Genomic DNA, 25,048 nt, shown 5'->3' with positions numbered 1-25,048 from the left:
ACGTCGATCTTCGGCATGGTGATTTCCCTTAGAGCCCGACCGCCTCGCGCATGACCGGTCCAATCTCGTCGTGCAGGACGAGGTCGGCATAGGCGTCCTGGTCAGTGGGCTCGCGGTTGACGATGACCAGCCTGGCGCCGTTGCGCTTGGCGAGCATCGGGAAGCCAGCGGCTGGAAAGACCACCAGGGACGAGCCCAACACCAGGAAGAGGTCGCAAGCCAGCGTAGCCGCCTCTGCGCGGTCCATCGGTCCTTGCGGCATGGCCTGGCCAAAGGAAATGGTCGCCGACTTCACCAGCCCGCCGCAGGCCCGGCAGGTCGGGATTTCGCCGCGATCTAGGAAGCCGTCGCGAAACTCGTCGAACTCATGGCGCAGCCCACAGGAGAGGCAACGCGCGTAGTGCGCGTTGCCGTGCAGCTCGATCACCTTGTCCTCGGGTATGCCCGACTCCTGGTGCAGATTGTCGACATTCTGGGTGATGACCGCGCTGGCCCTACCCTGCGCCACCAGCCGCGCCACCGCGGTATGGCCGTCGTTCGGCCGCGCGCCCGTCCACTTCGCCGCGCCGGAAAAGACACGGTTCCAGGCTTCCCTTCGCTTGTCCTCGTCGTTGACGAACTCCTGGAAGTAGATCGGCTTCATCCGGCTCCAGACGCCGCCGGGGCTGCGGAAGTCCGGCACCCCGGATTCCGTGGAGACGCCGGCCCCGGTGAAGACCACGATGCGCCGCGCCTGGGCCAGCTCGGCGGTCAGGGCGGCGCGGTCGGCGGCCTGGCGGTCGGCGTCGGGCATCGGCGGTTCCTCCTGTGCGCTATCGGTAACCCGGCCATCCCCATCCCGCCAGCCCGGGTAGGGCCGATAGTGGAAAAGTATATATCAGGTATTGCGGGTGGGTATGGCGGTTTCGTGGCGCGGAAAACCGCTATCGCGATGGTGTAGTAAGGTAAAAAATGATCGTATCAAGTTCATGCGACAATTTGCCGAGACATTGTTAAGCGTGATTAACGCCCCGGAAGCTCCCTGTGGATAGGCGTGTGGGCAGTCATGCTTGGGGGCATTCAAAATGACGTTCAGTAATGCGAAGATTTCGGCGAAATTGGTCGCCGCCTTCGCTTTAATTCTCTCCGTGTTCACATTGGCGACGGTCGCCGTGTTCCTCAGTCTCGGCGCCACGATGAAGGCCGCCGAGGCCAACAATGTCAGCAACAGAAACATCCAGGACATCGACGGAATCCTGTCGGCCCTGGTGGAAGAACAGAACGCGCTGCGCGGCTTCGTGGCGACGACCGACCCGAAGTTCCTGGAAACGGGCGCAGAACACGGGGCAGAGGCCGACAGGCGGCTGGCCAGCATCCGCCAGCGGACCACCATGCCCGAGCAGCGCGAGCGCGCCGACCGGCTCAAGGGCGAGATCGCCGAGTGGAGGTCGGAGAACGAGGCGCTGGCCGCGCTGGTCCGTGACCCGGCGACGCTGGAGAAGGCGAGGGCCGAGATCGCCACGGTGCGGCTGGCCAAGGCGCGCGCCACCCAGGGCGAGATGCGCAAGTTCCAGGCCGACCTGGTCGAGCAGCGCTGGGCCGCGCAGCAGACCGCCATCGGCCAAGCCAAGACGACCCTGATTGTCGGAGGCCTGATCGCCATGCTGGCCGCGGCCGCCATGGCCTGGCTGCTGTCTCGGGCGATCGCCCTGCCTGTGGCGGCGATGACCCGGGCCATGGGCCGTCTGGCCGGCGGCGACAACACGGTCGAGGTCCCGGCTGTCGGCCGCAAGGACGAGATCGGCGAGATGGCCCAGGCGGTCCTGGCCTTCAAGGAAGCTGCTATCGAGAAGCAGCGGCTCGAGGTCCAGGCCGCCGAGCAGCGCGCCCAGGCCGAGGCCGAGCGCGCGGCCCGCGAAGCCGAGAAGGCCCGTGAGGCCGAGCAGGACGCGATCGCCATCGGCGCCCTGGCCGAGGCCCTGGGCAAGCTGGCGGGCGGCGACCTGACGCACCGCATCGGCGTGGCGTTCGCACCCAAGGCTGAACAGTTGAAGAGCGACTTCAACGCCGCGGTGGCGACGCTGCAGCAAACCATGAAGGTCATCAGCGGCAACACCACCAATATGCGCTCGGGCGCCGGCGAGATCAGTCAGGCGGCTGACGACCTGTCGCGCCGCACCGAGCAGCAGGCCGCCAGCCTGGAAGAGACCGCCGCGGCGCTGGATGAGATCACCGCCACGGTGCGCAAGACCGCCGAGGGCGCCAACCATGCCCGCGACGTAGTCGAGACCGCGCGCACCGACGCCGAACGCAGCGCGGTGATCGTCGGCCGGGCCACCTCGGCCATGGGCGAGATCGAGGAGAGCTCCAAGCAGATCGGCCAGATCATCGGGGTGATCGACGAGATCGCGTTCCAGACCAACCTCCTGGCCCTGAACGCCGGGGTGGAAGCGGCCCGGGCCGGCGACGCAGGCAAGGGCTTCGCGGTCGTCGCCTCGGAGGTGCGGGCCCTGGCTCAGCGCTCGGCCGATGCGGCCAAGGAGATCAAGGCCCTGATCAACGCCTCGTCCGCCCAGGTCGGGCAAGGTGTTGAACTGGTTGCGGAAACCGGAAGGGCGTTGCAGAGGATCGCGGCCCAGGTGAGCGAGATCAACGCCTCGGTAGCCGAGATCGCCGCCAGCGCTCAGGAGCAGGCCGTCGGCCTGCAACAGGTCAACACCGCCGTTAATCAAATGGATCAAGTCACGCAGCAGAATGCGGCCATGGTCGAAGAATCCACAGCCGCCAGCCATGCGCTCGCCAATGAGGCCGTCGAGCTTGCTCGCCTCATGGGCCAGTTCACGATCGGCCAGGACAACGACCGACCGGCCGTCCGCTCCACGCCTGCGCCCGCGCCCCGCGCGTCGCGCCCGGCGCGGGGCTACGCCTCCGGCGCCGCGACTGCGGCGAAGCTGGAGCCGGCCGCCGCCGACACAGACAGCTGGGAGGAATTCTGATGGACGCCGCTGCTTCGCGTATTCCGTCGCCGGGGGCCGAACTGATTTCGGTCCGCATCGGCGAGCAGGCTTACGCCATCGATATCATGGCCGTTCGGGAGATCCGCGGCTGGACCGCGGCGACGCCGCTGCCGCACGCCCCGCCGCATGTCCTGGGGATGATGAACCTCCGAGGCGCGATCCTGCCGGTCATCGACCTGGGCGCGCGCCTGGGCCTGGGACCGGCCAATCCGAGCGCGTCCTCGGTCGTGGTCGTCGCCCAGATCGGCGAGGCCCAGATGGGCCTTGTCGTCGACGCGGTGTCGGACATCCTGACCGTCACCGAGGGCCTGATCCAGCCGCCGCCGGAAGTCGGCAGCGCCGATTCCACGGCTTATGTCAGCGGCGTGATGACGACCGACACCGGCATCGTTTCGCTGCTGGCGCTCGACTACATCCTGCCGCCCGATATCCGGGCCGCAGCGGCCGCCTGACCGCGCGCCGACGTCTGCGCGCAGGGCCTTTGGGGGGCCCTGTGCGCATGATGGGACTTCTGATTCAAGTTGGTAGCCTGGGGGAGTAGATGCTGGCTCGCTTGTCGATTGCGTGGAAACTGATGCTGGCGGCGGGGTGCGCGATCGGCGCCCTGCTGCTGCTGGCGGCCGCTCTGGTGGCCATGAACGCCAGCGGCATGGTCCGCAACCTTTCCAACCAGAACGCCCAGGCCCTGGCGGGCAAGGCCGCCGCCGAGGTGGCGGGCGACCTGGGCGAGATTCAGGGCGTCGGCAAGGCTATGGCCCAGACCCTGGGCGCGGCCCACGCGGCCGGCGTACGCGACCGCAAGCTGCTGTCCGATCTGATCAAGCCTGCGGCGACCGCCTCGCCGATGATCCTGGGCGCCTGGTTCATGGAGGTCCCTGGCGAACTCGACGGGCAGGATGCGGCGTTCGCCGGCAACACCGCCTCGGGCTCCAACAAGCTCGGCCAGTTCACGCCATACTGGGTGAACAACAACGGCTCGCTCAGCCTCGAGCCGCTGGACACCGGCAACGACTACGACCAGGCCTTCTACCAGACCAGCTTCAAGAGCGGCAAAGCGGCCATCGTCGAGCCCTATCCCTATGAGGTTGGCGGCAAGACCATCTCGATGACCTCGGTGACCTTCCCGGTCATGTCGGGCGGCAAGCTGATCGGCGTGGCCGGCCTCGACCTGGCGCTGGACACCATCTCGGCCGAGCTGGGAGCCCTTCGCCCGTTCGGCGACGGCCGCGTGATGCTGGTCTCGCCGCAGGCGAACTGGGTCTCCCACCCGGATGCGAAGCTGCGGATGAAGCCTTATGCCGACCGAGGCGTCGAGGACGTGAAGGCCGCGATGGGCGGCTCGAAGTCCGTGCTGCTGTCGGGCCTTGAGCAGCCGATCGGCGAGGTCGAGCGGCTGGTCACGCCCGCGCCGCTGCCCGGCCTGAACTCGACCTGGGCGGTGGTCATGGACGTGCCGACCAAGCACATCACCGGACCCGCCCGCGACCTGGCGATCTGGATGGCGGTCGGCGGCCTGGTGATCCTGGCCCTGGTGCTCGGCTCGCTGTTCATCGCAGTCGGCAAGCTGGTCCGCCAGCCGCTGGCCGGCATCACCAGCGCGGTCGGCGAACTGTCGGCCGGTCGCTACGACAAGGCCGTCGCCGGCGCCGACAAGCACGACGAGGTGGGCGAGATCGCCCGCGCCCTGGACGGCTTTCGCCACGGCCTGGCCGAGAACCGCGCCCTGCGCGCCGGACAGGAGGCGGCCAATGCCGCGGCCGAGACCGAGCGCCGCAACGCCGAGGCCGAGCGCGCCGCGGTCGCCGCCCAGCAGGCGGTTGTGGTCACTGCGCTCGCCAAGGCGCTGGAGCAGCTCGCCCATGGCGACCTGACCGCTCGCGTCGAGGCCGACGTGGCGCCCGAATACGCCGCCCTGAAGCACGATTTCAACGTGGCCATGAGCCAGCTGCAGAACACTATGGGCGTGGTGGTCGGGGCGACCGGCTCGATGCGCTCCGGGGCCGACGAGATCAGCAAGGCGGCCGACGACCTGTCGCGCCGCACCGAGCAGCAGGCCGCCAGCCTGGAAGAAACCGCCGCGGCGCTGGATGAGATCACCGCCACGGTGCGCAAGACCGCCGAGGGCGCGATGACCGCCCAGGGCGTGGTCGAGACCGCCCGCGCCAACGCCGCCGACAGCGCCGACGTGGTGCGCCGCGCGACCGAAGCCATGGGCCAGATCGAGGACTCCTCCAAGCAGATCGGCCAGATCATCGGGGTGATCGACGAGATCGCCTTCCAGACCAACCTCCTGGCCCTGAACGCCGGGGTGGAAGCGGCCCGGGCCGGCGACGCCGGCAAGGGTTTCGCGGTCGTCGCCTCGGAAGTGCGGGCCCTGGCCCAGCGCTCCGCCGACGCGGCCAAGGAGATCAAGACCCTGATCAACGCCTCGTCCGCCCAGGTGGGCCAGGGCGTGGGGCTGGTCGCCGAGACCGGCAAGGCTCTGCAGCAGATCGTCGCCCAGGTGGCGGAGATCAACGGCATCGTCACCGAGATCGCCGCCAGCGCCCAGGAACAGGCCACCGGGCTTCAGCAGGTCAACACCGCGGTCAACCAGATGGACCAGGTGACCCAGCAGAACGCCGCCATGGTCGAGGAAAGCACCGCGGCCAGCCACTCGCTGGCTGGCGAGGCGGTCGAGCTGGCGCGGCTGATCGGCCAGTTCAAGACCGGCGGCCCGGCGACTTCGACGGCGGCGGTTTCGCAGGCGCCTGCGCCGCGAGCGCGGCCCGTGGCCCAGAGGGTCGCGGTCGGCGCCGGCGCCCCCCGCGGCGCCGCGTCCGACGACGAGGGCTGGGAAGAGTTCTAGGGTTTCGGGGGCTGGCCGAGCGCGGCGGCCAGCTGCGCCTCGTCCAGCCCTTCGATCTCGACGATCTTCAGGCGCGAGGTTTCGCCCGAGGCGATGCGCAGGGCCGACTTCGGCCGTTTCAGCGTCTTGGCCAGGAACGCGATCAAGGCGGCGTTGGCCTCCCCGTCGCTGGGTGCGGCGCTGACCCGCACCTTCAGATAGACGCGCCCGGCCGGATCGAGGGCCCAGCCGTCCACGGCGTCGCGGCCGCCCTTGGGCGTGACCCGGACGGCCAGGCGCACGGCGTCAGCCAAACAGGCTCAGCAACGACACGTGGGCCGCCGGCAACAGGTAGCGCTGGACGCCGGAGATCACCAGGATGGCCAGCACCGGGCTGATATCGACGCCGCCCAGGTTCGGGATGATCTTCTGGAACGGCGCAAGGATCGGCCGGGTCACCGCGTCGAGGAAGCGGGCGACGTTGTAGACGAACTGGTTGCGCAAGTTGATCACGTCGAAGGCGACCAGCCAGGACAGGATCGCGCTGGCGATCATCGCGAACACCAGCAGCCCGAGCAGCGCGTCCAGGATGAAGAAAACGAAGCCGATCAGCGGGGCCATCGAGAAATCCGTAGGGGAAATGGGCGTCCTGTATCGGATGGAGCGGCGCCGCTGGCAAGTCGCGACGCCATTGCGCCGATCTCGCGCTTGACAGACCCCGCCTTCGGCCCCTAAGTCCGCGCCTTCCTGGGGCCGTAGCTCAGTTGGTAGAGCGCCTCGTTCGCAATGAGGAGGTCAGGGGTTCGACTCCCCTCGGCTCCACCATCTCCCTTCGGAGATGGTCGCTCCCAGGATCTCTCCGCTAAATCCTCGTGCCCGGACCGTCCTCGGTGAGGACGCCGTCGAAGTGTTCTTCGCCAGCTTCGGCTTCCGCCTTCGTGGCGCGGACCACGCCGTCGCGGTGCTCCGGCGGGCCGTAGAGGGTATAGAGCTTCAGCGGCTTGTCGCCGGTGTTGATGACGTTGTGGCGCGCGCCGGCCGGAACGATGACGCCGTAGTCGGCCTTGATCTTGTGGGTCTTTCCATCGATCACCACCTGGCCCTTGCCCTTCTCGAAGCGGAAGAACTGGTCGTGGGTGTCGTGGACCTCCTCGCCGATCTCCTCGCCCGGCTGCAGGGTCATCAGCACTAGTTGCAGATGCTTGCCGGTGTAGAGCACGCGGCGGAAGTCCTTGTTGCTCTCGGTCAGGTCCTCGATGTCGTCGACAAAGCCCTTCATGGCGTCCCTCGCTATGCGGTTGGCGGCGAAGTCTAAGAACCGCGGCCGCGCCGCCGCCCTGACGGAAATCAAACCCGCCTTAGGCGATCGTCACGGGCAGTTTCAGGAATACGCGGCCTGACGGCGAGGGTTCCGGCAGCGCGCCCGCCCGGATGTTCACCTGCAGGGAGGGCAGGATCAGCGTCGGCGGGGAGAGGGTGGCGTCCCGCGCCCTGCGCATGGCGACGAATTCTGCTTCCGGCACGCCGTCGTGGACGTGGATGTTGGCGGCGCGCTGCTCGCCCACCGTCGTCTCCCAGCGGAAATCGCCGCGTCCCGCAGGCAGGTAGTCGTGGCCCACGAAGACGCGCGTCTGCGGGGGCAGGTCCATGATCTTGCGGATCGAACGATAGAGCGTCGCGGCGTCGCCGCCCGGGAAGTCGGCTCGGGCGGTGCCGTAGTCAGGCATGAACAAGGTGTCGCCGACGAAGGCGGCGTCGCCGATCAGATAGGTCACGCAGGCCGGCGTGTGGCCGGGCGTGTGCAGCACCCCGATCGAGAGCCCGCCCAGCGGCAGGGTGTCGCCTTCGGCCAGCAGGTGGTCGAAGACGCGCCCGTCGGGAGCGACGTCTTCGACCTCGAACAGCGGTATGAAGGTTTTCTGGACTTGAGTGATCTCGCTTCCGATGACGATCTTCGCGCCTGTCTTGCGGCGGATGTAGTCGGCGGCCGACAGGTGATCGGCGTGGGCGTGGGTCTCCAGCACGTAAACGAGATCCAGTTTCTGGTCGCGTACGGCCGCCAGCACCGAGTCGGCCGAGGTGGTCGATAGGCGCGCGCCCTTCGGCTCGTAGTCGAGGACCGGATCGACCACCGCGGCGCGTCGTGTCGTCGGATCGACGACCAGATAGGTCGCGGTCGAGGTCGCCTCGTCGAAAAAGGTCTGGACTTGCGGGTTCATTGCGGAGCCTCCTTTGGCGTCGGCATTCATATAAGAACTTGCTAAATTAGCTTCAACTCATATATATCGGCCATGTTCGATCTCGCGAACTTCGACATCACCCGTTTCGAGGCCAGCGCCGGGGAAGCCGCCAAGCTTCTGCGCGCGCTCGCCAACGAGCGGCGGCTGATGATCTTGTGTCAGCTAACGGACGGCGAGCGGTCGGTGGGGGAGCTTCAGCCCCTGGTCGGCCTCTCCCAGTCCGCCTTGTCGCAACACCTGGCGGTGCTGCGCGAGGAAGGCGTCGTGGCCACCCGCCGCGAAGGCCAGACCATCTGGTACCGGATCGAAGACCCCGCCGCGGTGAAGGTGGTGGCGACTCTCGCCGAGATATTCTGTCCTCCAGACATGAAGAAGGCCGATGACCGCTCAACTCACCCCACTGGACCCCAAGGACGCGGCTGATCTCCTGACCAGGGGCCAGGCAATCCTCCTGGACATCCGCGAACCCGACGAATTCGCGCGCCGACATGTGAAAGGCGCGCGGCTGCGTCCGCTCGCCACGCTGGAGGCTGACCCGCTGCAGATTCCGAAAGGCCAGATTCCGATCTTCACCTGCCGGTCGGGCATGCGCACCGCGGCGAATTGCGACCGGCTGGCCGCTGCTGTCGGTGGGCGCGGCCATATATTGGCCGGGGGCGTCGATGGCTGGGCCGCTGCGGGCCTGCCGCTGGTCGAGAACCGCAAGGCGCCCCTGGAACTGATGCGCCAGGTGCAGATCGTGGCGGGCTCCCTCGTGCTGGCCGGCGTGATTCTGGGCTTCCTGGTCCATCCGGGTTTCTTTGGCCTGTCGGCCTTCGTCGGAGCGGGGCTGACCTTCGCGGGAGCCACCGGCTTCTGCGGCATGGCGCGGCTGCTGGCGCTGGCGCCGTGGAACAGGCCGGCGCGGGCCTAGCGTCATGGAGCCCGCCTTCCTCAGCCTGGGCCTTGCAATCCTCGGCGGGGCGCTGATCGGCCTGCTGCTGTCGGTGTTCGGCGGCGGCGGCTCGGTCCTGGCCACGCCGCTGTTGCTCTACGTGGTCGGCGTAAGGGATCCGCACGTCGCCATCGGCACGTCGGCCGCCGCAGTGGCGGTGAACGCAGCCGCGGGCTTGGGCGTTCAGGCCCGGGCCGGCCGGGTGAAGTGGCCCTGCGCCCTGGTCTTCGGCGGCGCCGGGCTGGCCGGCTCGCTGGCCGGCGCGCATCTGGCCAAGATGGTCGACGGCCAGGCGCTCATCCTCTGGTTCTCCGGCGCCATGGCCCTGGTCGGCGTCTCTATGCTGGCGCCGAGGAAGGACGCCGGCGATCCGGCGGTGCGGCTGAACGCGGCGCTCACGCTCAAGCTTGCGCCGCTGGGCCTGCTGGTCGGGCTGGCCGCGGGTTTCTTCGGCATCGGCGGCGGCTTTCTGATCGTGCCGGGCCTGATGGCGGCGACCGGCATGACGCTTGCCAATGCTGCGGCGTCGTCCCTGGTCTCGGTAGTGCTGTTCGGCGCGGCGACCAGCGCCAGCTACGCGGCTTCCGGCCTGATCGATTGGCCGGTGTTCGCGGCCCTGGTTGCGGGCGGGGGCTTGGGCGCGCTGGCCGGCGCCCCGCTTGCGCGGCGGCTCGCCGATCAGGCGCCGGTCGCCCGCCGCGCGTTCGCCGGCATGGTGCTCGCGACCGCCGCCTATGTGGCCTGGCGCTCGCTCACCGCCTAGTGAGCGTCGTCCCAGTTCGCCGCGGCGCGGGCCTCGACGACCAGCGGTACGGTGAGGGCCACGGCCGGCTCGGCCGCGCGTTCCATGACCTTGCGGGCGAGCGCGATGGTCGCCTCCGCCTCCGCCTCGGGCGCTTCGAAGACCAGTTCGTCGTGCACCTGCAGCAGCATGCGCGCTGTTAAGCCCGCCTCTTTCAGCGCGTTCGGCATGCGGATCATGGCCCGGCGCATGACGTCGGCGGCTGCCCCTTGGATCGGGGCGTTGATCGCCGCGCGGTCGCCGAAGGCGCGCTCGGCCTGCGACTTCGAATTCACCGCCGGGATGTGGACCTTGCGGCCGAAGATGGTGGTGACGAAGCCTTGCGTGCGCGCGGCCTGCTTGGTGCGGTCCATATAGGCGCGGATGCCGGGGAAGCGCTCGAAATATGTCTTGATGTAGGCCCCGGCCTCGTCCTGCGGGATCGAGAGCTGGTTGGCCAGGCCGAAGGCCGAGATGCCGTAGACGATGCCGAAGTTGATCGCCTTGGCGCGGCGGCGGGTCTCGGCGGGCATGCCCTCGATCGGCACGCCGAACATCTCCGAGGCGGTGGCCGCGTGAATGTCGTGACCCTCCATGAAGGCCTTCTTCAGTTGAGGGATGTCGCCGACGTGGGCGAGGATGCGCAGCTCGATCTGGCTGTAGTCGGCGCTGATCAGCAGATGGCCCGGTTCGGCGATGAAGGCCTTGCGGATCTTGCGGCCTTCCTCGGTGCGGATCGGGATGTTCTGCAGGTTCGGATCGGACGAGGACAGCCGCCCGGTCGTGGTCGAGGCCAGGGCGTAGGAGGTGTGGACCCGCCCGGTGCGCGCGGCGATGGCCGGGACCAGGTTGTCCGTATAGGTGCCTTTCAGCTTCGACAGCGTGCGCCAGTCGAGCAGCACGCGGGGCAGCTCGTGGCCCTGGGCGGCCAGATCCTCAAGCATCGAGGCGTCGGTCGAGGCTGCGCCAGTGGCGGTGGTCCGACGCGAGGCAAGGCCCATCTCCTGGAACAGGATTTCCCCGATCTGCTTTGGCGAGCCCAGGTTGAACGGCCGGCCGGCCAACTGATGCGCTTGAGCTTCCAGCTCGCCCATGCGGACCGAGAAGTCGTTGGAGAGCTGGCGCAGGCGCTCGGGATCGACCTTGATCCCCTCGTTCTCCATCTGGGCCAGGACCGGCGGCATGCCGCGCTCCAGGGTTTCGTAGACGGTCAGCAGGCCCTCGCGCGCCAGCCGCGGGCGCAGGTGCTGATAGAGGCGCAGGGTTACGTCGGCGTCCTCGGCGGCGTAGCAGGTCGCCGGCTCCAGCGGCACGTGCTTGAAGCTCTTCTGCGACTTGCCCGTCCCGGTCACGGACGAGAACTTGATCGGCTCGTGCTCGAGCCAGCGCTTGGAGAGCTCGTCCATGCCGTGGCTTTTGTGCAGGCCCCCTTCCAGGGCGTAGCTGATCAGCATGGTGTCTTCGATGGGCGCGACCTTGACGCCGTGGCGGTCGAGGACGGCGATGTCGTACTTGGCGTTCTGGGCGACCTTGAGAACCGCCGGGTCCTCGAGCAGGGGCTTCAGCCGGTCGATCACCTCGTCGAGCGTCAGTTGATGGATAGCCTCGGGCGCCTCGAATTCCAGCCCGCCGGCGCTCTCGTTCTCGTGGCCGACGGGGATGTAGCAGGCCTCGCCCGGCGCCACCGCCAGAGAGACGCCGCAGAGCGCGGCGTTGGCCGAGGACAGGGCGTCGGTCTCGGTGTCGAAGGCGACCACGCCGAGCGCCTTGGCGCGGGCGATCCATGCGTCGAGGGTCGCCAGATCGCGTACGCAGACATAGGCGCTGACGTCGATCGCCGCGGTCGCGGGACTGGTTGCGGCCGCGGCGGGCGCCGCCGCCGGCTGGGCCCCCGCCGCGCCGCCGCCGGAGATCCGCCGCGCGAGGGTGCGGAACTCCATCTCCTCGAGGAAGGCGCTCAGTTCATCGGCGTTCGGGTCGTCGATCGCCAGGGCGTCGATCGGCTCGGGCAGCGGGGTGTCGCAATCCAGGCGGACCAGTTCGCGCGACAGGCGGATCTGATCGGCGAACTCGATCAGGGTGTCGCGCCGCTTGGGCTGCTTGATCTCGGAAGCCCGCGCCAGCAGGGTGTCGAGGTCGCCGTATTCGTTGATCAGCAGGGCGGCGGTCTTGATGCCGATGCCGGGCGCGCCCGGCACGTTGTCGACGCTGTCGCCGCACAGCGACTGGACATCCACGACCTTTTCCGGCGGCACGCCGAACTTCTCGATCACCTGCTCGCGGCCGATCTTCAGGTTCTTCATGGTGTCGAGCATGGAGACCCGGTCGCCGACCAGCTGCATCAGGTCCTTGTCGGACGAGACGATGGTCACGTGCCCGCCCGCGTCTCGCACCTTGCAGGCATAGGCCGCGATCAGGTCGTCGGCCTCGTAGCCCGCCAGCTCCAGCGCCGGCACGCCGAAAGCGCGCGTCGCCTTCCGCATCAGCGGGAACTGCGGAATCAGGTCCTCGGGGGGCGGCGGACGATGGGCCTTGTACTGGTCGTAGAGCTTGTTGCGGAAGGTCTTCTCCGAATGGTCGAAGATCACCGCGAGGTGGGTCGGCCCCTCGGGCTGGGCCTTCATCTCGACCAGCAGCTTCCACAGCATGTTGCAAAAGCCGCTGATCGCTCCGATCGGCAGGCCGTCCGACTTGCGGGTCAGCGGCGGCAGGGCGTGATAGGCGCGGAAGATGAAGCCCGAGCCGTCGACAAGATAGAGACGCACCGCCGGCCCGTCCTGGGTCGGCTCGCGCGGAATGTCGGCAAGGGTGGCGTCGAGGGGCGCGTCGGTCATGGGCGGAAGATAGGGGCTGGCCGCGCCTAGGTCATCCGCCTGTTCGCGGCTGATCGGCGTGTTTCGGCTCCGCGCCGCGCATCCCGCTCGGCGATCAGCAACGGCGCTGCGCGTCGCAAGATAATCCGCAAATACGCATTATGCGTAAAACGCATAAAGTCAGAATATTCCCACGAATAATTGGGTCGTGTGGCAAGTGTGCCTAATAACCATGGGGTAACTCATCTCAATATTACAATAGATCCGACTCAATAACGGCTTCGGCTGGGGGCGGGCTGATCGTGGAAGTTCTCGGACTCTGTTTCAGCCGCGAGGCTGTCGGGATCGCGACCCGGCACGACGGGGCCCTGGTGCTCATCTCGTACATGGTCGCGGCCCTGGCCTCGTTCACCGCGCTCGACATGACCGAGCGGCTGCGCACGGCGCGCGGCGCGGCCCGGCGATTCTGGCACCTGGGCGCGGCCCTGGTGCTGGGCGGCGGGATCTGGGCCATGCACTTTGTGGCCATGCTGGCCTATCGCACGCCGTTCACGGTCGGCTACGCGCCCGGCCTGACGGTGCTGTCGGGCCTGATCGCCATGATCGGAGTGGCGGCGGGGCTGCAGGTCCTGGCCGGCGGCGCCACGCGGACGCGCATCGCCGGCGGCGGGGTCTTGGTGGGCCTGGCGGTCGCGACCATGCACTACATGGGGATGGAGGCCATGCGCCTGCCGGGCGAGGTCTATTACCGGCCGGGCCTGTTCGCCCTGTCGGTCGTAGTCGCGGTGGCGGCGGCGACCACGGCGCTGTGGCTGACCGTCACCCTGCGCACCGCCAAGCAAAGGGCGATCGCCGCGGTGATCATGGCCCTGGCCATCTGCGGCATGCACTTCACCGGCATGGCCGGGACAGTGATCGTCGCCGGCGTGTCCGCGCCAGGGGCCGGCGAGGGGCTTGTCAGCGGTTCGCTGCTGTCGGCGACCATCGTCGCGGGCACGGCGCTGATCCTGACCGTCGGCCTGATGTGCGCCTATGTCGACCGGCGGCTGGAGGCCCAATCCCTGGCCGAGGCGGTGCGCTTGCGGGCGATCAACGAACACCTCGAGAGCGCGGTCGCCTCGCGCACGGCGGACCTGACCAGCGCGCTGGGGGCCTTGGACGAGCAGCGGCGGCGGGCCGAGGCGGCCAACCGCGCCAAGTCGGACTTCCTGGCCAGCATGAGCCACGAACTGCGCACCCCGCTGAACGCGGTGATCGGCTTCGCCGAGGTCCTGCGCATGGGCTGGGGCGACGAGGCCCTCAGTCGCCGCCAGGGCGAGGCGGTCGACCAGATCCACGTCGCCGGCCGCCACCTACTGGCCCTGATCGAGGAGGTGCTGGATTTCGCCCGGATCGAAAGCGGCAAGGTGTCGGTGTCGATTGAGGCCGTAGACCCGCGGGAGGTGGCCGAGGCTCTGGTCGGTTCCTTCCGCCCGACGGCCGAGCGCGCCAGCGTCAGCCTGCTGGTGGCGCCCTCCGAGGCGGGGCTTGCGGTCCGCGCCGACCACCTGCGGCTGAAGCAGGTGCTGACCAACCTGATGTCCAACGCCATCAAGTACAATCGCCCGCGCGGCAACGTGGAGGTCGAGGTGCGCCGGCACGGCGGCCAGGTCCGCATCAGCGTCCGCGACACGGGGCTGGGCATTCCCGCCGGCCGCATGGCCGATCTGTTCGAGCCCTTCGACCGGCTGGGCCGCGAGAGTTCGGGCGTCGAGGGCGCAGGCCTCGGCCTGGCGCTGACCCGCCGGCTGGTCGAGGCTATGGACGGTCGTTTGGATGTCCAGAGTCAGGAGGGCGTCGGCTCGACCTTCACGGTCGATCTGCCGGCCGAGCATGCGCCCGCAGTGACCCGCGACGAGGATCGTCACGAGGCCCTACAGGCCCAGGCCCCCAAGGCTCTGGTGCTCTATATCGAGGACAACGCTTCGAACATCCGCCTGATGCGCCATATCGCCCAGGTGCTGGGCAGCATCGACCTGCACGTCACGGACGAACCGTGGGAGGGCCTGGAGCTGGCCGCGCGGCTGCGGCCCGACGTCATCCTGCTCGACATCAACCTGCCGGGCATGGACGGGTTCGAGGTCAAGGCGCGGCTCGACGCCGACGTCGCGACGCGCGACATCCCGGTCATCGCCATATCGGCCAACGTGCTGGGCGACACCATCGCCAGGGGGCAAGCGGCCGGTTTCCGCGGCTATCTGACCAAGCCGATCAGCGTTCGGGCGCTGGTGGACGCCCTGCATGAGGCGACGGAGCCGCCGATGACCGACGGCGCCGTCAACGCCTGACCGCGGGTCTAGCCGAACCGCTTGTTGAGGTCGGGCGCGCCCTGGGCGGCTTGCGCGAACGCGGCCGCATCGCCGCTGGCGAGATAGTCGGCCAGGGTCCGGCCGAGCGCCGCATAGGCTGCGCGGAAAGGGCTGGTCGCCGACGACAGCCGGCGCACGCCCAGTTCCTGCAGGCGGGCGGCCGGCGGCAGGCCCGGCCAGCCCATGATGTTGAGTGGCAGGGCGATGGCCTCCGCGAGCTCACCGATCAGCGCCTCCTCGGCCGCGCCGGGCACAAAGATCCCGTCCGCCCCGGCCGAACGGTAGAGCTCGGCGCGGCGGAGGGTCTCGGCCTTGGCCGCCTCGCCCTGGGCCAGGCGCTTCAGATAGATGTCGGTGCGCGCGTTGATGAACAGCGGAACGCCGGCGCCGTCGGCCGCCTTGCGGACAACTTCGATCTTGCGGGCGTGCAGGTCGGGGTCGCGTGTCCCGTCCTCGAAATTGATCCCGACCGCCCCGGCGCCGACCACGCCCTTGATGGTCTCGGCCAGGGTCGGCAGGTCGTCGGTGTAGCCGCCCTCGATGTCGGCGGTCAGCGGCGCCTTCAGCACCCGGGCGATCTCGCCGATCGCGGTCAGCAGAGTCGGGACGGGCACGGCGTCGCCGTCAGCATAACCGTGCGCCCAGGCGAGCGCGGCGGACGAGGTTGCGACCGCGCGCGCGCCGGCGTCCTCCATCATGGCGGCGCTGGCCGCGTCCCAGGCGTTGGGAAGCACCAGGATCTCCGGACCCTGGTGAAGTTGCTTGAAGACTTCGGCTTGGCTCATCGGCGGATCCTCCTGCTCGGCGGCAAGGACGATATAGGAAGCGGCGATGTGACATTCCGGCGGAAAACGGCCTTGGTCAGCGGGCTGCTGACACGGGATGTCAGTGGCCGTGCGGACCTTCGTAGACGCCCGGCGCCAGACGCTCGTCCTCCGGTCCTTCCGAGCCGTCGGCCAGCACGAAGCGGCGGTCGCAATAGGGGCACTCGACGAAGGCGGCCTCGCCCATCTCCAGCCAGACGCGCGGATGCCCGAGCGCGCCGCCGACGCCGTCGCAGGCGACCCGCCCCGAGCGGACGATCACCACTTCCGACGGCGGCAGGTCCGGCGTGAGCGCGCCTTTGGCGGGCATGGGCTCCAGCTTCGTGGAGCGGCCTTGGTCGGGGACGGGGGCTTTGCGGGCCATTCTTCGAACTCTCCGGCGGCGGAAGCTTGGCGTAAGCGCCGCACGCGCCTAGGTATTCGACCACGGCTTTCGCCGTCAATGGACGCCCCGGACGTAAAAGAGACGCATGACCCTTCCTGACTACGCGATCGAGGCCGAGGACGTCGTAAAGATCTATCCGGCGAACAAGACGGCCCCCGAGATGCACGCCCTGCGCGGGCTGAACCTGCAGATCCCGCGCGGTTCGATCTTCGGGCTGCTGGGGCCGAACGGAGCTGGCAAGTCGACCTTCATCAACACCCTGGCGGGCCTGGTGCGGAAGACCTCCGGCAAGGTGCGCATCTGGGGCCGCGACATCGACGAGCGCCCGCGCGACGCCCGCGCCGCCATTGGCGTGGTGCCGCAGGAGATCGCCGCCGACCCGTTCTTCACCCCGCGCGAGGCGCTGGAGGTGCAGGCCGGCATGTACGGCGTTCCGCCGGCCGAGCGGCGGACCATGGAGCTGCTGAATGCGCTGGGGCTGGGCGACAAGGCCGAAGCTTATGTGCGCCAGCTGTCCGGCGGCATGAAGCGCCGCCTGATGGTCGCCAAGGCCATGGTGCACAATCCGCCGGTGCTGATCCTCGATGAGCCGACCGCAGGCGTCGATGTCGAACTGCGCCGCCAGCTCTGGAACTATGTGGTCGAGCTGAACCGCAAGGGCGTGACCATCGTCCTGACCACCCACTACCTGGAGGAGGCCCAGGAGCTCTGCGACCAGATCGCCATCGTCAATCGCGGCGAGGTCGTGGCCTGCGAGCCGACCTCGACCCTGCTGCAGCGGCTGGACACCCGCAACGTGGTGGTGACGCCGGCCGAGCCGCTGCTGGTCGCGCCTGAGCTGCCGGGGTTCGAGACCAAGCCGCGGGCGGGCGGGGCCTTCCAGGTCACCTACCGGACCGGCCAGTCGAGCGTGGAGCAGGTGCTGGCAGCGGTCCGCGCCACCGGCCTGCACATCAAGGACATCGCCACCGAGGACCCGGATCTGGAGGACGTTTTCGTCTCGCTGACGACCGCGCGGGCTTAGGCGCCTTCTAAGCCTTCCGTTCGGCGCGTCTTTCGGCTAGACAGCGCATCCGCTCACGCACGCACCCGTAGCTCAGCTGGATAGAGCGTTGCCCTCCGAAGGCGACGCAAGTGCAACTGGGCGATTGGGGACGCGCTGAAACAAAGAGGAAGTTCAGTAGGTTAGGAGTAAGATCGAGTTTAGGATCAGGTCGGGGGTAGCGCGTTGCAACCACATTGCAACCAACAGGCCGAGAACCCCAGCGTTGATCCGCGTAGGCATGACGAGTCGTTCGACGATTAAGCACCCGTAGCTCAGCTGGATAGAGTGTCGGCCTCCGAAGCCGAAGGTCACAGGTTCGAATCCTGTCGGGTGCGCCAGCCTCTCCAAACCTCTCTTACCATCACGGAAAAGCCTGAAAGGCGAAGAGGTTAGAGGTGTTCTAAATCCGCTTTCGCGGACATATTCCAAGCTGCTCTTAAACACGAGTGAAATAGCCATCCGCTGGAGCTTCAAGTCCTCTGAAAGCCATAGAGCACAGGGGTTTGTGAGGAAGGCTATCGCTGTTCTAAACATCTCGTCGAAGCTGCCGCGAGGCTTCCCGCAACTAACGAGGCTTTCGGCCAATTCGACCTTCCGAAACTCGGCTTCGTTGATGCGTTTCTCATAGGCGGTGATCAGCGCTTCGCTCTTGGACTCGATCACGCGATCTACCAGCTTGCGAATTTCCTCTTCGGTCTCGCGTATCTTGTCGCGAATGGCTTTCTTACGCTCCGTCGTGCGGCTCTCCTCGCGTTCCCACAATCTGCGCAAGCCGTCCTTCACCATCGCAAGGCGGGCAGCGGTAGGCTGGATGGATCGAAGAAGATCGGCGAATTCGCCCTCGATCTTGGCGCGAGGAATAGCGCGCGCATACTCAACATGCAGCACGTCACAGACGGGCCGCAGCGCGTCCACCTGTCGGTCGGCGCATTGGTCGTGCGTTGAAACGCGCAGATATCCAATTTTTCGTGCCATGGGCGAACCGTGCCGCCGGTCTCGCAGCCATCAACAAATGGACCGTTTTCGTGTGCCCTAGAGCTGCGGCCAGAACCGCGCCGGATCGCCCCTTTAGGTCGCGAAAACAGGTATCAAATCAAGATTCCCGAGGCCAGAGATAAAATTCAACGAAAACGGTCGTTTGTGTGAGGCGGTGCCCGCCTGCGCAAGTAAGTGCCTGTGAAAAGAATGGTGTCAGTATGAAGAATATTTTCGTTCTGTCCGCCATTTCTCTCGCGATGGCGGGTTGCGGTATCGGACGCGACCCCATCGTCATCAAGGATCACGACATTAAGTCTGGCTGGTTCTCGGCCTCGGTCACTATTGTGGTGAAAAATACCAGCTCGCACGGAACCCGCTACGAGTACGGCGCAACCACAGAAGACGAGAGCAAAACCTTTTGCTCTGGCACGGGCTACCTCGACGCGGGCGAAGAGCGGGAAGTCACTTTCGATTGCGGGGAGCTGACCAGCTATTCGGGACGCGTCGCAATGTACGCGGTGGCGATCTAGTGCGCCGCACGTCCTGACCGCTCACCACCAGAAAGGGAGAGAGATATGTGGCTCTTTCTAGGGGCGCTGTTCTTGGTCGTCGTCATCGCGGCGGCGATTTCGGATTCGTCGAAGCGCAACGAAGAGGCGCGGGAGAAGGTCGAGAAGAGCCGCCTCGCGGAAATGCGCGCCAAGGCCTATGCCGACTATCTCAAGCGCACGAGCACGCGGCCAGACATCGCCGCGATGACAGACGACGAATTGTCGGAGCACGTGTTCGACGCCATCAGGACGTTCAACAAAAAGCGCGAGGAGCTTACCAAGGGGATGTCGGCCCTTGCGGGCATAGTGATCATCACAACGCTCGTCGTTGCCTTCGTGGTGCTGGCAGATGGCCCAAAGCAAGGAGCGCTCCTGATCGGCTTCATGGCCTTCATCGGGATTTTTGCGATGCACGCATCTGAAAGTGAAAAGATCGCGTCCGCCTACGTGGCCAAGGGCTTCGAGATCGAACGCCTGAAAATAGAGAGCTGATCGCGCGCAAGTAATGCGCGCCTGCCCGAAGGCGGTTTCACCAAAGCTCTAGCGAGCACCTTTCAACATGACGGCCTGCGATGGGGAGTGGTTGTGGGTTCCTTCGTTCTTATCGCTCTGCTCGCAGGGCTGATCTATTACCTGCTCACTATCGGCCCCGCCAATTCCGGTGCCCGTTTCCGCGAACCGACATGGCTGTCCGGCTGGCCGCGCACTGTCCTTCTCTTTGTCGCGAGCCTCATCGCCGCATGGATGCTCACCAACGGGGCGCTGGGCGCGTGGTTGAATCTGGCCTCCGCCATCGGACGTCCTGTCGGGCTGGGTTCCGGCCACGTCACCATCATCGCCCTCTGCCTGATCGGCTTCGCGCTGTATCGCACGGGCGCGGCGTCAAAGATCAAGGCGTTCGCGCAGAACAAGTTGGGCAAGACGGTAGAGCCGACGGCGGCGGCGTCCGCGACGCAAAATCTGCCTGAACCGTCATTGGCAGGCGGACCGCCCGTCGAACCTGTACTGGCCGAACCTGTGAAGAGCGCCACGCCGCCGAAAAGGCGCGGACTCTTGTTCTATGTGCCTATATTCGCGTTGTGCGCCGCTGCTGGCTGGCTCGTCGTGTCCCGCTTCGCTCCTGAAAAGCCGCGCGAAGAACTACCGCGCGCATCCGTGCGCCAGCGGCAGGCGATCCCCGAGCCGGCCAGCCCGAATATCTTTCGCTACCGCGTGAGCGCAGACACGGTGACCCTGATCTATCTCAGCGGCTTTCACGCCGAGATCAGCAGCCCGAACGTCCTCTACTATGCGAGCAACCGCGACATTCTCACGGTCATCGACCCGTCGCTGACAACCGCCCTCGACACCAAGATATTCACGTCCACGGCTCTCAACGAGCGTGCGACCCAAGTGGGGATGGAATCCTTCCTCGGCATGTTGCGCGGTGTCGCCCAGACCCGCCAAGCGGGCGGAAGCGTGTCGGACGAAGTGTCGGCGTTCAAGCGCGGCATGATCGATACGCCCACGAAAATGCCCGTCGAACAATGGAAGCTGGAAGGGCAGAAGGATGCGCGTGTGCTGGCCTCGAAGTTCGAGACGAACCGCGCGGAGTTCGAGCAAATCTACGGCGGGATTTCGAAGTACCTCGCGCAGTGATCCAGCCGGAAGCGGGGCAGCAATCCGGCTTAGAAAACTTTGCGCCGTCGCCGCCGAGCGACAACGCAGCTCGCTTCCGCGCCTCCCTATGGTCGGCTTGTGCAGCTCCGCTCCCTAACGGGCGCGCGGTGCCCGCGCGGCGTGTGACACCCGGCTCTGCGCGACGTCTCCCATTTTCCTAAGCCGGGATGATCGCCTACGAAGCCGCGCAGCTCGTGAAGCCGCACATGCTCGTTATCGTCCATCTTCATCAGATGAACTGCGAGATCGCGTCCGCCGCCGCGCTGCGAGCCTTTGAGGATCATGGCGTGTCGTCCTTCATGCCGAGCGCGATCAGGAGCAGCAGCCGGATTTCACGGACGACGCTCACCGCATCGGTCAGGCCTTCTTCGGTCAGAGGATCGACGGGCAGAGCGCCCGTGTTGGCGAGGCGGGCCAGTTGGTTGAGATTCGAGGCCAGCCGAGTTCCGCCGAGCAGGGCCAGAACCTTGGCGAGCGCTTGCCGATCTTCGACCGACACGCCGTTGCGGCGGACACGCGACGGCAACGGCGCACCCAGCGCCTTCGCTTTGATGTAAGTGCCAAGCGGCGCGCCAGCGGCTTCGTGTTCCAACCGCGCACGCTCTTCTGGCGTGAGGCGCATCGAGAATACTCTGGACGAGGCGCTGGGTTGGGTCATGGCGATACGGAAACGGCAATACGCGACCGAGCCCGCTATCTTGGGGGATAGCGGGCGGCGCGTTGGATTGATTGGGTAGAGTTAGGGTTTAGGTGATCGGCGGATTGGCGGATCACGTGTTGTCATCGGCTCGAAATCGTCGAGCGGAGTGTCTTTAAGACACTCATTCCATTCGGCTAGGACAGCGAAGAGTTCGTTCAAACTCTCTCCTGTCGGGTGCGCCATCCTCCCTCACATTGTGCCTCGAAGCGCTGTGCTGGTTAGGGTGGCGGATGGCTCATATGCCGAGCAATATCCCTTCAAGTCCATAGGCTGCGTTGGCCAGCTCGATCATGAGCATCCAGGCCGTCTCATTGAGACCCGAAGTCTCTTCCTCCACCTGCAGTGCGGCGTTGGACAACCCCGATGATCGAGGTCGTGTACGCGATCATTGGAGGCAGCGTGGCCCGATTAACATTTTCATAACTCATCCTGTTCGAACGCTGTGCCGATCCGCTGCCTGCGTGACGAGCTGGAGATCGAGCCGAGCACTTCGTGTATCATCTAGCGGAGGCTCAGTTGGGGGATGAGGAGGCAGGACTCGTAAGGCGCCCGATAGTCGGCCGATGAAGTGAACGATGTGGACGTAGAGCTTCGTGATTTGCGTTTGGCGGTCATCGCGTCCCAGCACCGCAGCCTGAGACGGGCGGCGGAAGCCTTGAACATACGCCAGTCGACCCTGAGCCGCCGGCTGCGCGATCTCGAAGACCGACTCGGCGCCCAGTTGTTCGAGCGGACCAACGGCGGCACGCACCTGACGAGCGCCGGGCAGGAGTTCCTCGCGAGCGCGAGGCGGATACTCGAGGATGTCGAGGCCGAGTTCCGGCGCTTCCAGACCCGAAGCCGCGGCGAACTGGGCATACTGACGATCGGCGTCCACGCCTCACCCTCGGCCGGGAACATGCACGCGACGCTGGTCGAGTATCATCGGCGTTTCCCGGATGTGGATGTCCGCACCGTCGATGGCAGCCATGACCGGCTGCTGTTCGCGCTGACCAGCAACGCGGTAGACGTCGCGATCGTGACCGGCCGCGAGCCGAACTGGGACGATCGCACGCTGCCGCTGTGGAGCGAGCGGGTGATCGTGGCTCTGCCACAGCACCACGCGCTCGCGCGGCACCAGAAGATTCGCTGGTCGGATCTGGCGAACGAGAAGTTCCTGCTACCGCAGCAAGGCCCCGGCAAGGAACTGGAGGGGCTCCTGGCAAGCAAGCTTCACAACACGATCGGCGCCGAGGGCATCGTGCGTCAGGATTCGTCGCTGGACCGGCTGTTGAGCCTGGTCAGCGCGGATTATGGCGCGCTGCTGATGTTCGAGGGGGCGACGGGCGTGCGCTCCGACGGTGTGGTCTATCACGAGGTCTGGGACGAGGACGAACCGACCCGGGCCAATTTTATGGCTTATTGGCGGGACGCGAACAGCAATCCGACCCTGGGACTCTTCCTGGCCATGCTGCGCGAACGTTATCCTGACCTCTCGGCCGAGCCGGAGGCGGCGCCCTGAACAGTCCGCTCACGGCGCGCTTTCACGAAGGCGCGGTCGGTCGCCATGAAGCGCTCGATCATCGGCGGGATCAGCCTGGCGGGCTCGGACGCTGGTTGCCCGCTCGTCCGGCTGAGAATCTCGGCATAGGCGACGAGATCGCGATGGATCGCGGCCGGCAACTCGACGGTGAGCTTGACGGGCTTGTCGTCGGCCAACGGCCCCAGTTTCAGCTTTGTCATCGCGCGGCTACTCCCTGTCCGTAAGGCGCCAGCACCAGGTCGCGGGTCACGATCACCCGGACCGGGAAGCCCGGCCGGATGGTCAGGGTCGGCTGGATGTTGAGCTGGCGCTGAACGATCTGCTGGCCGGTCTGGCTGACGCTGTTCGAGGCGCCACGACGGAGCGCCTGCACGAGATTGTTCTCGTCCTGGCTCGTGCCGGCCTCGGCGCCGACGCTGAGGATCGTCGAGAGCACGGCGGCCTTGGCCAGATCCCACCAATGATAGTCGACTCCGTCCTCGAGGCCGGCATAGCCTTGCGTATCGGCGCCCGGCTGACGCTCCAGCACGATCGACATGCCGTCCGGCATGATGATGCGGGTCCAGACGAGGAGCACCCGGCTCTGACCGAATGCGACCGAGCTGTCGTATTGCCCGATCAGCCGCGCTCCCTGCGGGATGAGCAGATACCTGCCGGTCGGGCTGTCATAGACCGCTTCCGTGACCTGGGCGGTGATCTGACCCGGAAGGTCCGAGCGGATGCCGGTGATGAGGGCGGCGGGGATCACCGTGCCGGCCTGCACGAGATAGGGCGAGGCCCTTGCCTGGAGTCGATCCGGGCTGACGATGCGCCGGTCGGTCGCGGCCGTGAGGAAGGCGGTCTTGCGGTCCTGCATGTTCTGTGCGGCGCCGCCGTCGACGGGCGGTATAGGCGCAGCCGCGGCTTCCGGTCCCACCGCCGTCGGCACGGCGGCCGGCAGCGGTTGCCGGTTGGTCTCGGTGAAGAGGCGGCTGACCCGCGCGGCCTCGATCTCCTGTGCGAGCCGCTGGGCCGCCGGATCGGGCGCCGTGGCCGGAACAACGGCGGTCGGCGCGGCCCCCGCATTGAGGATCGGCCTGCCGAGGTCGCCGGGCAAGGGCGGGCCGAGCGGCGGCGCCTGACGCGGCAGGCCGGTATAGTCCCTGGGCAGTCCCGCCAGGCCGTCGGCGGAAGGGCGGTTCTGCGTGCTGAGAAGCTCCTGCCCCGTCGAATTCCTGGTACGGGTCTGAAGCGCATAGCCGAGTGCGCCGGCGATCGCGAGCGCCGAGACTGCCCCCAGGGTGATCAGCACCTTGCGCGAAAGGCGCGTGACACGGGGCCGCTCGCCCCTGAGCCGCAGGTCGGGCGGCGCGACCGGGGATGGCGCGGCCGGTTGTTCTTCCGGTTCATCCGTCATGACCGCGGCCTTCCGTCTGTGCGGACGATGCGGACGCGGCGCGCGCTGTCCTTGTCGCCGAGGCGCAACTCGGCCGCCGCGAACAGACGATCGACGATGTAGTAGTTCTGCCGCACCCGATAATTGACCAACTCCGAGCCGCCGGCCGGGCCAATGACGAAGAGTGGTGGCATCTCGCCCTGCCGGATGCCGGTCGGGAATTCGATATAGACCTTCTGTCCGTCGTCGAAGGCGCGCAGCGGCCGCCAGGCCGGATTGTCGCCCTGGATCGCGTAGCGGAAGTTCAGGGCGGAGATGTCGACGCCTGTCGCGATCGGCGCCGCGGTCGCGGCGTCCTGGTTCTGTCGGCGCAAGGCGATGAGCTGATCCTCCGGGTACTGCCAGGAGACCGAGGCCATGTAGGTCCGTTCGGTCGAGCGAAGCTCGATGAAATAGGTGCGCCGGTCGGTATTGATGACGAGGTTCGTGACCAGATCCGGCCGGGTCGGCTTGACCAGGATGTGAATCTTCTTCGTGGCGCCCGCGCCGCTTTCGGTATCGCCGATGATCCAGCGCACGGTGTCGCCGGCGGCGACGGGGCCGGAGCCGACGAGCTGTTCGCCCTCCTGGAGGGCGATGTCGGTGATCTGGCCGGGCGCGGCATAGACCTGATAGAGTGCGCCGCCCGAGAAGGGATAGACCTGCACCGCATTGATGAAGCCGTTGCGCACAGGCTGCACCCGCGCGGCGGCATTGGCCTGGTTGACGCGCACGGCGGGGTCGGCCGCCTCGGGCGCGGGCCTGCCGCCGTTGACGGGCTGCAACTGGCCGGGCAGCGGCAAGGGCCTCGGCAACTCGACGATCCTCACCGGCGCCGGCGGATCGGCGGCGAGCGTCGCCGGCGCGGCGTTGTCGTAGTCGATGTCCGGCGGTACGAAGTCATGCGCGCAGCCGCCGAGCGCGGCGACGGAGATCAGCAAAGCCGCGAAGCCGGATTTACGGAATAGCGTATTCCCGCCTTTCCGGCTCTGCTGAATTGCGGACATGCGGGAAGCCGGCCTGCCAGCATC

The 25,048-nt window shown here is 67.1% G+C and carries 23 protein-coding genes, 3 tRNA genes and 1 pseudogene; 15 read left to right on the top strand and 12 right to left on the bottom strand.

Features of this window, described 5'->3' with window-relative positions:
- Nucleotides 1-28: 28 nt before the first annotated feature.
- Nucleotides 29-793, bottom strand: a complete 765-nt coding sequence (locus tag ACE3T2_RS14125; protein WP_374658414.1) for an NAD-dependent deacetylase — start codon at nucleotides 791-793, stop codon at nucleotides 29-31.
- Between the two features lie 271 nt (nucleotides 794-1,064).
- Here ACE3T2_RS14125 and ACE3T2_RS14120 point away from each other — a divergent pair, with 271 nt between their 5' ends.
- The 3 genes from ACE3T2_RS14120 to ACE3T2_RS14110 all read left to right on the top strand — a co-directional run bounded on the left by ACE3T2_RS14120 (nucleotide 1,065) and on the right by ACE3T2_RS14110 (nucleotide 5,844).
- Nucleotides 1,065-2,975, top strand: a complete 1,911-nt coding sequence (locus ACE3T2_RS14120) for a methyl-accepting chemotaxis protein (RefSeq protein WP_374658412.1) — start codon at nucleotides 1,065-1,067, stop codon at nucleotides 2,973-2,975.
- A complete protein-coding gene (locus ACE3T2_RS14115; protein WP_374658410.1) occupies nucleotides 2,975-3,448 on the top strand; it encodes a chemotaxis protein CheW in 474 nt (157 codons plus the stop codon). Before ACE3T2_RS14120 ends, ACE3T2_RS14115 begins: the two co-directional genes overlap by 1 nt.
- A gap of 89 nt (nucleotides 3,449-3,537) precedes the next feature.
- The gene (locus ACE3T2_RS14110) at nucleotides 3,538-5,844 is read left to right on the top strand and encodes a methyl-accepting chemotaxis protein (protein ID WP_374658409.1); all 2,307 of its coding nucleotides are present in this window, start codon (nucleotides 3,538-3,540) and stop codon (nucleotides 5,842-5,844) included.
- On the opposite strand, the gene ACE3T2_RS14105 is transcribed toward ACE3T2_RS14110, so the two are convergent.
- Both ACE3T2_RS14105 and ACE3T2_RS14100 read right to left on the bottom strand, forming a co-directional pair.
- Nucleotides 5,841-6,137, bottom strand: a complete 297-nt coding sequence (locus ACE3T2_RS14105; protein WP_374658407.1) for a DUF167 family protein — start codon at nucleotides 6,135-6,137, stop codon at nucleotides 5,841-5,843. The two genes, ACE3T2_RS14110 and ACE3T2_RS14105, sit on opposite strands and share 4 nt — an antisense overlap.
- On the bottom strand, nucleotides 6,130-6,444 hold the full coding sequence (locus ACE3T2_RS14100) for a YggT family protein (RefSeq protein WP_374658406.1): 315 nt from the start codon (nucleotides 6,442-6,444) through the stop codon (nucleotides 6,130-6,132). Before ACE3T2_RS14100 ends, ACE3T2_RS14105 begins: the two co-directional genes overlap by 8 nt.
- 128 nt (nucleotides 6,445-6,572) lie before the next feature.
- Here ACE3T2_RS14100 and ACE3T2_RS14095 point away from each other — a divergent pair.
- Nucleotides 6,573-6,648: transfer RNA gene (locus tag ACE3T2_RS14095), tRNA-Ala, on the top strand.
- 37 nt (nucleotides 6,649-6,685) lie between these two features.
- On the opposite strand, the gene ACE3T2_RS14090 is transcribed toward ACE3T2_RS14095, so the two are convergent.
- Both ACE3T2_RS14090 and ACE3T2_RS14085 read right to left on the bottom strand, forming a co-directional pair.
- Nucleotides 6,686-7,102 carry a cupin domain-containing protein gene (locus ACE3T2_RS14090; RefSeq protein ID WP_374658405.1) on the bottom strand — a complete coding sequence of 139 codons (417 nt, stop codon included), beginning with the start codon at nucleotides 7,100-7,102 and terminating at the stop codon, nucleotides 6,686-6,688.
- A gap of 79 nt (nucleotides 7,103-7,181) precedes the next feature.
- Entirely contained in the window at nucleotides 7,182-8,042 is an 861-nt protein-coding gene (locus ACE3T2_RS14085; protein ID WP_374658404.1) for an MBL fold metallo-hydrolase, read from the bottom strand.
- Between the two features lie 72 nt (nucleotides 8,043-8,114).
- Between ACE3T2_RS14085 and ACE3T2_RS14080 the strand changes: the two genes are divergently transcribed.
- The 3 genes from ACE3T2_RS14080 to ACE3T2_RS14070 are packed head-to-tail and all read left to right on the top strand — an operon-like array spanning nucleotide 8,115 to nucleotide 9,760.
- Complete coding sequence (locus ACE3T2_RS14080) at nucleotides 8,115-8,486, top strand: ArsR/SmtB family transcription factor (protein ID WP_374658402.1); 372 nt, start codon at nucleotides 8,115-8,117, stop codon at nucleotides 8,484-8,486.
- Complete coding sequence (locus tag ACE3T2_RS14075; RefSeq protein ID WP_374658400.1) at nucleotides 8,443-8,976, top strand: rhodanese family protein; 534 nt, start codon at nucleotides 8,443-8,445, stop codon at nucleotides 8,974-8,976. Before ACE3T2_RS14080 ends, ACE3T2_RS14075 begins: the two co-directional genes overlap by 44 nt.
- Nucleotides 8,977-8,980: 4 nt before the next feature.
- Nucleotides 8,981-9,760: a sulfite exporter TauE/SafE family protein gene (locus tag ACE3T2_RS14070; RefSeq protein ID WP_374658398.1), complete on the top strand. Its 780-nt coding sequence runs from the start codon at nucleotides 8,981-8,983 to the stop codon at nucleotides 9,758-9,760.
- Here the strand turns inward: ACE3T2_RS14070 and polA are convergent.
- A pseudogene (gene polA / locus ACE3T2_RS14065) lies at nucleotides 9,757-12,584 on the bottom strand (DNA polymerase I). The gene ACE3T2_RS14070 and the pseudogene polA sit on opposite strands and share 4 nt — an antisense overlap.
- A gap of 309 nt (nucleotides 12,585-12,893) precedes the next feature.
- On the opposite strand from polA, the gene ACE3T2_RS14060 reads away from it, so the two are divergent.
- Entirely contained in the window at nucleotides 12,894-14,918 is a 2,025-nt protein-coding gene (locus ACE3T2_RS14060) for an MHYT domain-containing protein (protein WP_374658396.1), read from the top strand.
- Nucleotides 14,919-14,926: 8 nt separating this feature from the next.
- Here ACE3T2_RS14060 and ACE3T2_RS14055 read toward each other — a convergent pair whose 3' ends face one another.
- Together ACE3T2_RS14055 and ACE3T2_RS14050 are read right to left on the bottom strand one after the other, a co-directional pair.
- Entirely contained in the window at nucleotides 14,927-15,724 is a 798-nt protein-coding gene (locus ACE3T2_RS14055; RefSeq protein WP_374658394.1) for an isocitrate lyase/phosphoenolpyruvate mutase family protein, read from the bottom strand.
- Between the two features lie 100 nt (nucleotides 15,725-15,824).
- Nucleotides 15,825-16,073: a zinc-finger domain-containing protein gene (locus ACE3T2_RS14050; protein WP_374658529.1), complete on the bottom strand. Its 249-nt coding sequence runs from the start codon at nucleotides 16,071-16,073 to the stop codon at nucleotides 15,825-15,827.
- A 160-nt stretch (nucleotides 16,074-16,233) separates the two neighbouring features.
- Here ACE3T2_RS14050 and ACE3T2_RS14045 point away from each other — a divergent pair, with 160 nt between their 5' ends.
- The 6 genes from ACE3T2_RS14045 to ACE3T2_RS14020 all read left to right on the top strand — a co-directional run bounded on the left by ACE3T2_RS14045 (nucleotide 16,234) and on the right by ACE3T2_RS14020 (nucleotide 20,360).
- Entirely contained in the window at nucleotides 16,234-17,172 is a 939-nt protein-coding gene (locus ACE3T2_RS14045) for an ABC transporter ATP-binding protein (RefSeq protein WP_374658392.1), read from the top strand.
- Nucleotides 17,173-17,233: 61 nt separating this feature from the next.
- A tRNA-Arg gene (locus tag ACE3T2_RS14040) sits at nucleotides 17,234-17,371 on the top strand.
- Nucleotides 17,372-17,454: 83 nt separating this feature from the next.
- Nucleotides 17,455-17,531: transfer RNA gene (locus ACE3T2_RS14035), tRNA-Arg, on the top strand.
- Between the two features lie 858 nt (nucleotides 17,532-18,389).
- A complete protein-coding gene (locus ACE3T2_RS14030) occupies nucleotides 18,390-18,701 on the top strand; it encodes a hypothetical protein (protein ID WP_374658390.1) in 312 nt (103 codons plus the stop codon).
- A gap of 45 nt (nucleotides 18,702-18,746) precedes the next feature.
- On the top strand, nucleotides 18,747-19,214 hold the full coding sequence (locus ACE3T2_RS14025; RefSeq protein WP_374658388.1) for a hypothetical protein: 468 nt from the start codon (nucleotides 18,747-18,749) through the stop codon (nucleotides 19,212-19,214).
- Between the two features lie 93 nt (nucleotides 19,215-19,307).
- The gene (locus ACE3T2_RS14020) at nucleotides 19,308-20,360 is read left to right on the top strand and encodes a hypothetical protein (RefSeq protein ID WP_374658386.1); all 1,053 of its coding nucleotides are present in this window, start codon (nucleotides 19,308-19,310) and stop codon (nucleotides 20,358-20,360) included.
- A gap of 301 nt (nucleotides 20,361-20,661) precedes the next feature.
- On the opposite strand, the gene ACE3T2_RS14015 is transcribed toward ACE3T2_RS14020, so the two are convergent.
- Nucleotides 20,662-21,003 (bottom strand): hypothetical protein, encoded by a 342-nt coding sequence (locus ACE3T2_RS14015; RefSeq protein WP_374658384.1) that lies wholly within the window; start codon nucleotides 21,001-21,003, stop codon nucleotides 20,662-20,664.
- Between the two features lie 646 nt (nucleotides 21,004-21,649).
- Between ACE3T2_RS14015 and ACE3T2_RS14010 the strand changes: the two genes are divergently transcribed.
- A complete protein-coding gene (locus tag ACE3T2_RS14010) occupies nucleotides 21,650-22,582 on the top strand; it encodes a LysR substrate-binding domain-containing protein (RefSeq protein ID WP_374658382.1) in 933 nt (310 codons plus the stop codon).
- On the opposite strand, the gene ACE3T2_RS14005 is transcribed toward ACE3T2_RS14010, so the two are convergent.
- From ACE3T2_RS14005 to trbG, 3 genes are read right to left on the bottom strand one after another with little or no spacing between them, the layout of a single operon-like run.
- Nucleotides 22,543-22,803 (bottom strand): DUF2274 domain-containing protein, encoded by a 261-nt coding sequence (locus tag ACE3T2_RS14005; RefSeq protein ID WP_374658380.1) that lies wholly within the window; start codon nucleotides 22,801-22,803, stop codon nucleotides 22,543-22,545. The two genes, ACE3T2_RS14010 and ACE3T2_RS14005, sit on opposite strands and share 40 nt — an antisense overlap.
- A complete protein-coding gene (locus tag ACE3T2_RS14000) occupies nucleotides 22,800-23,999 on the bottom strand; it encodes a TrbI/VirB10 family protein (RefSeq protein WP_374658378.1) in 1,200 nt (399 codons plus the stop codon). Before ACE3T2_RS14000 ends, ACE3T2_RS14005 begins: the two co-directional genes overlap by 4 nt.
- Nucleotides 23,996-25,024, bottom strand: a complete 1,029-nt coding sequence (trbG, locus tag ACE3T2_RS13995; protein WP_374658376.1) for a P-type conjugative transfer protein TrbG — start codon at nucleotides 25,022-25,024, stop codon at nucleotides 23,996-23,998. Before trbG ends, ACE3T2_RS14000 begins: the two co-directional genes overlap by 4 nt.
- Nucleotides 25,025-25,048 lie beyond the last annotated feature (24 nt).

The organism is Phenylobacterium sp. (assembly GCF_041919955.1).
In the GTDB taxonomy this organism is placed as follows: Bacteria; Pseudomonadota; Alphaproteobacteria; order Caulobacterales; family Caulobacteraceae; genus Phenylobacterium.
This window is presented reverse-complemented; position numbering and strand designations above follow the sequence as displayed.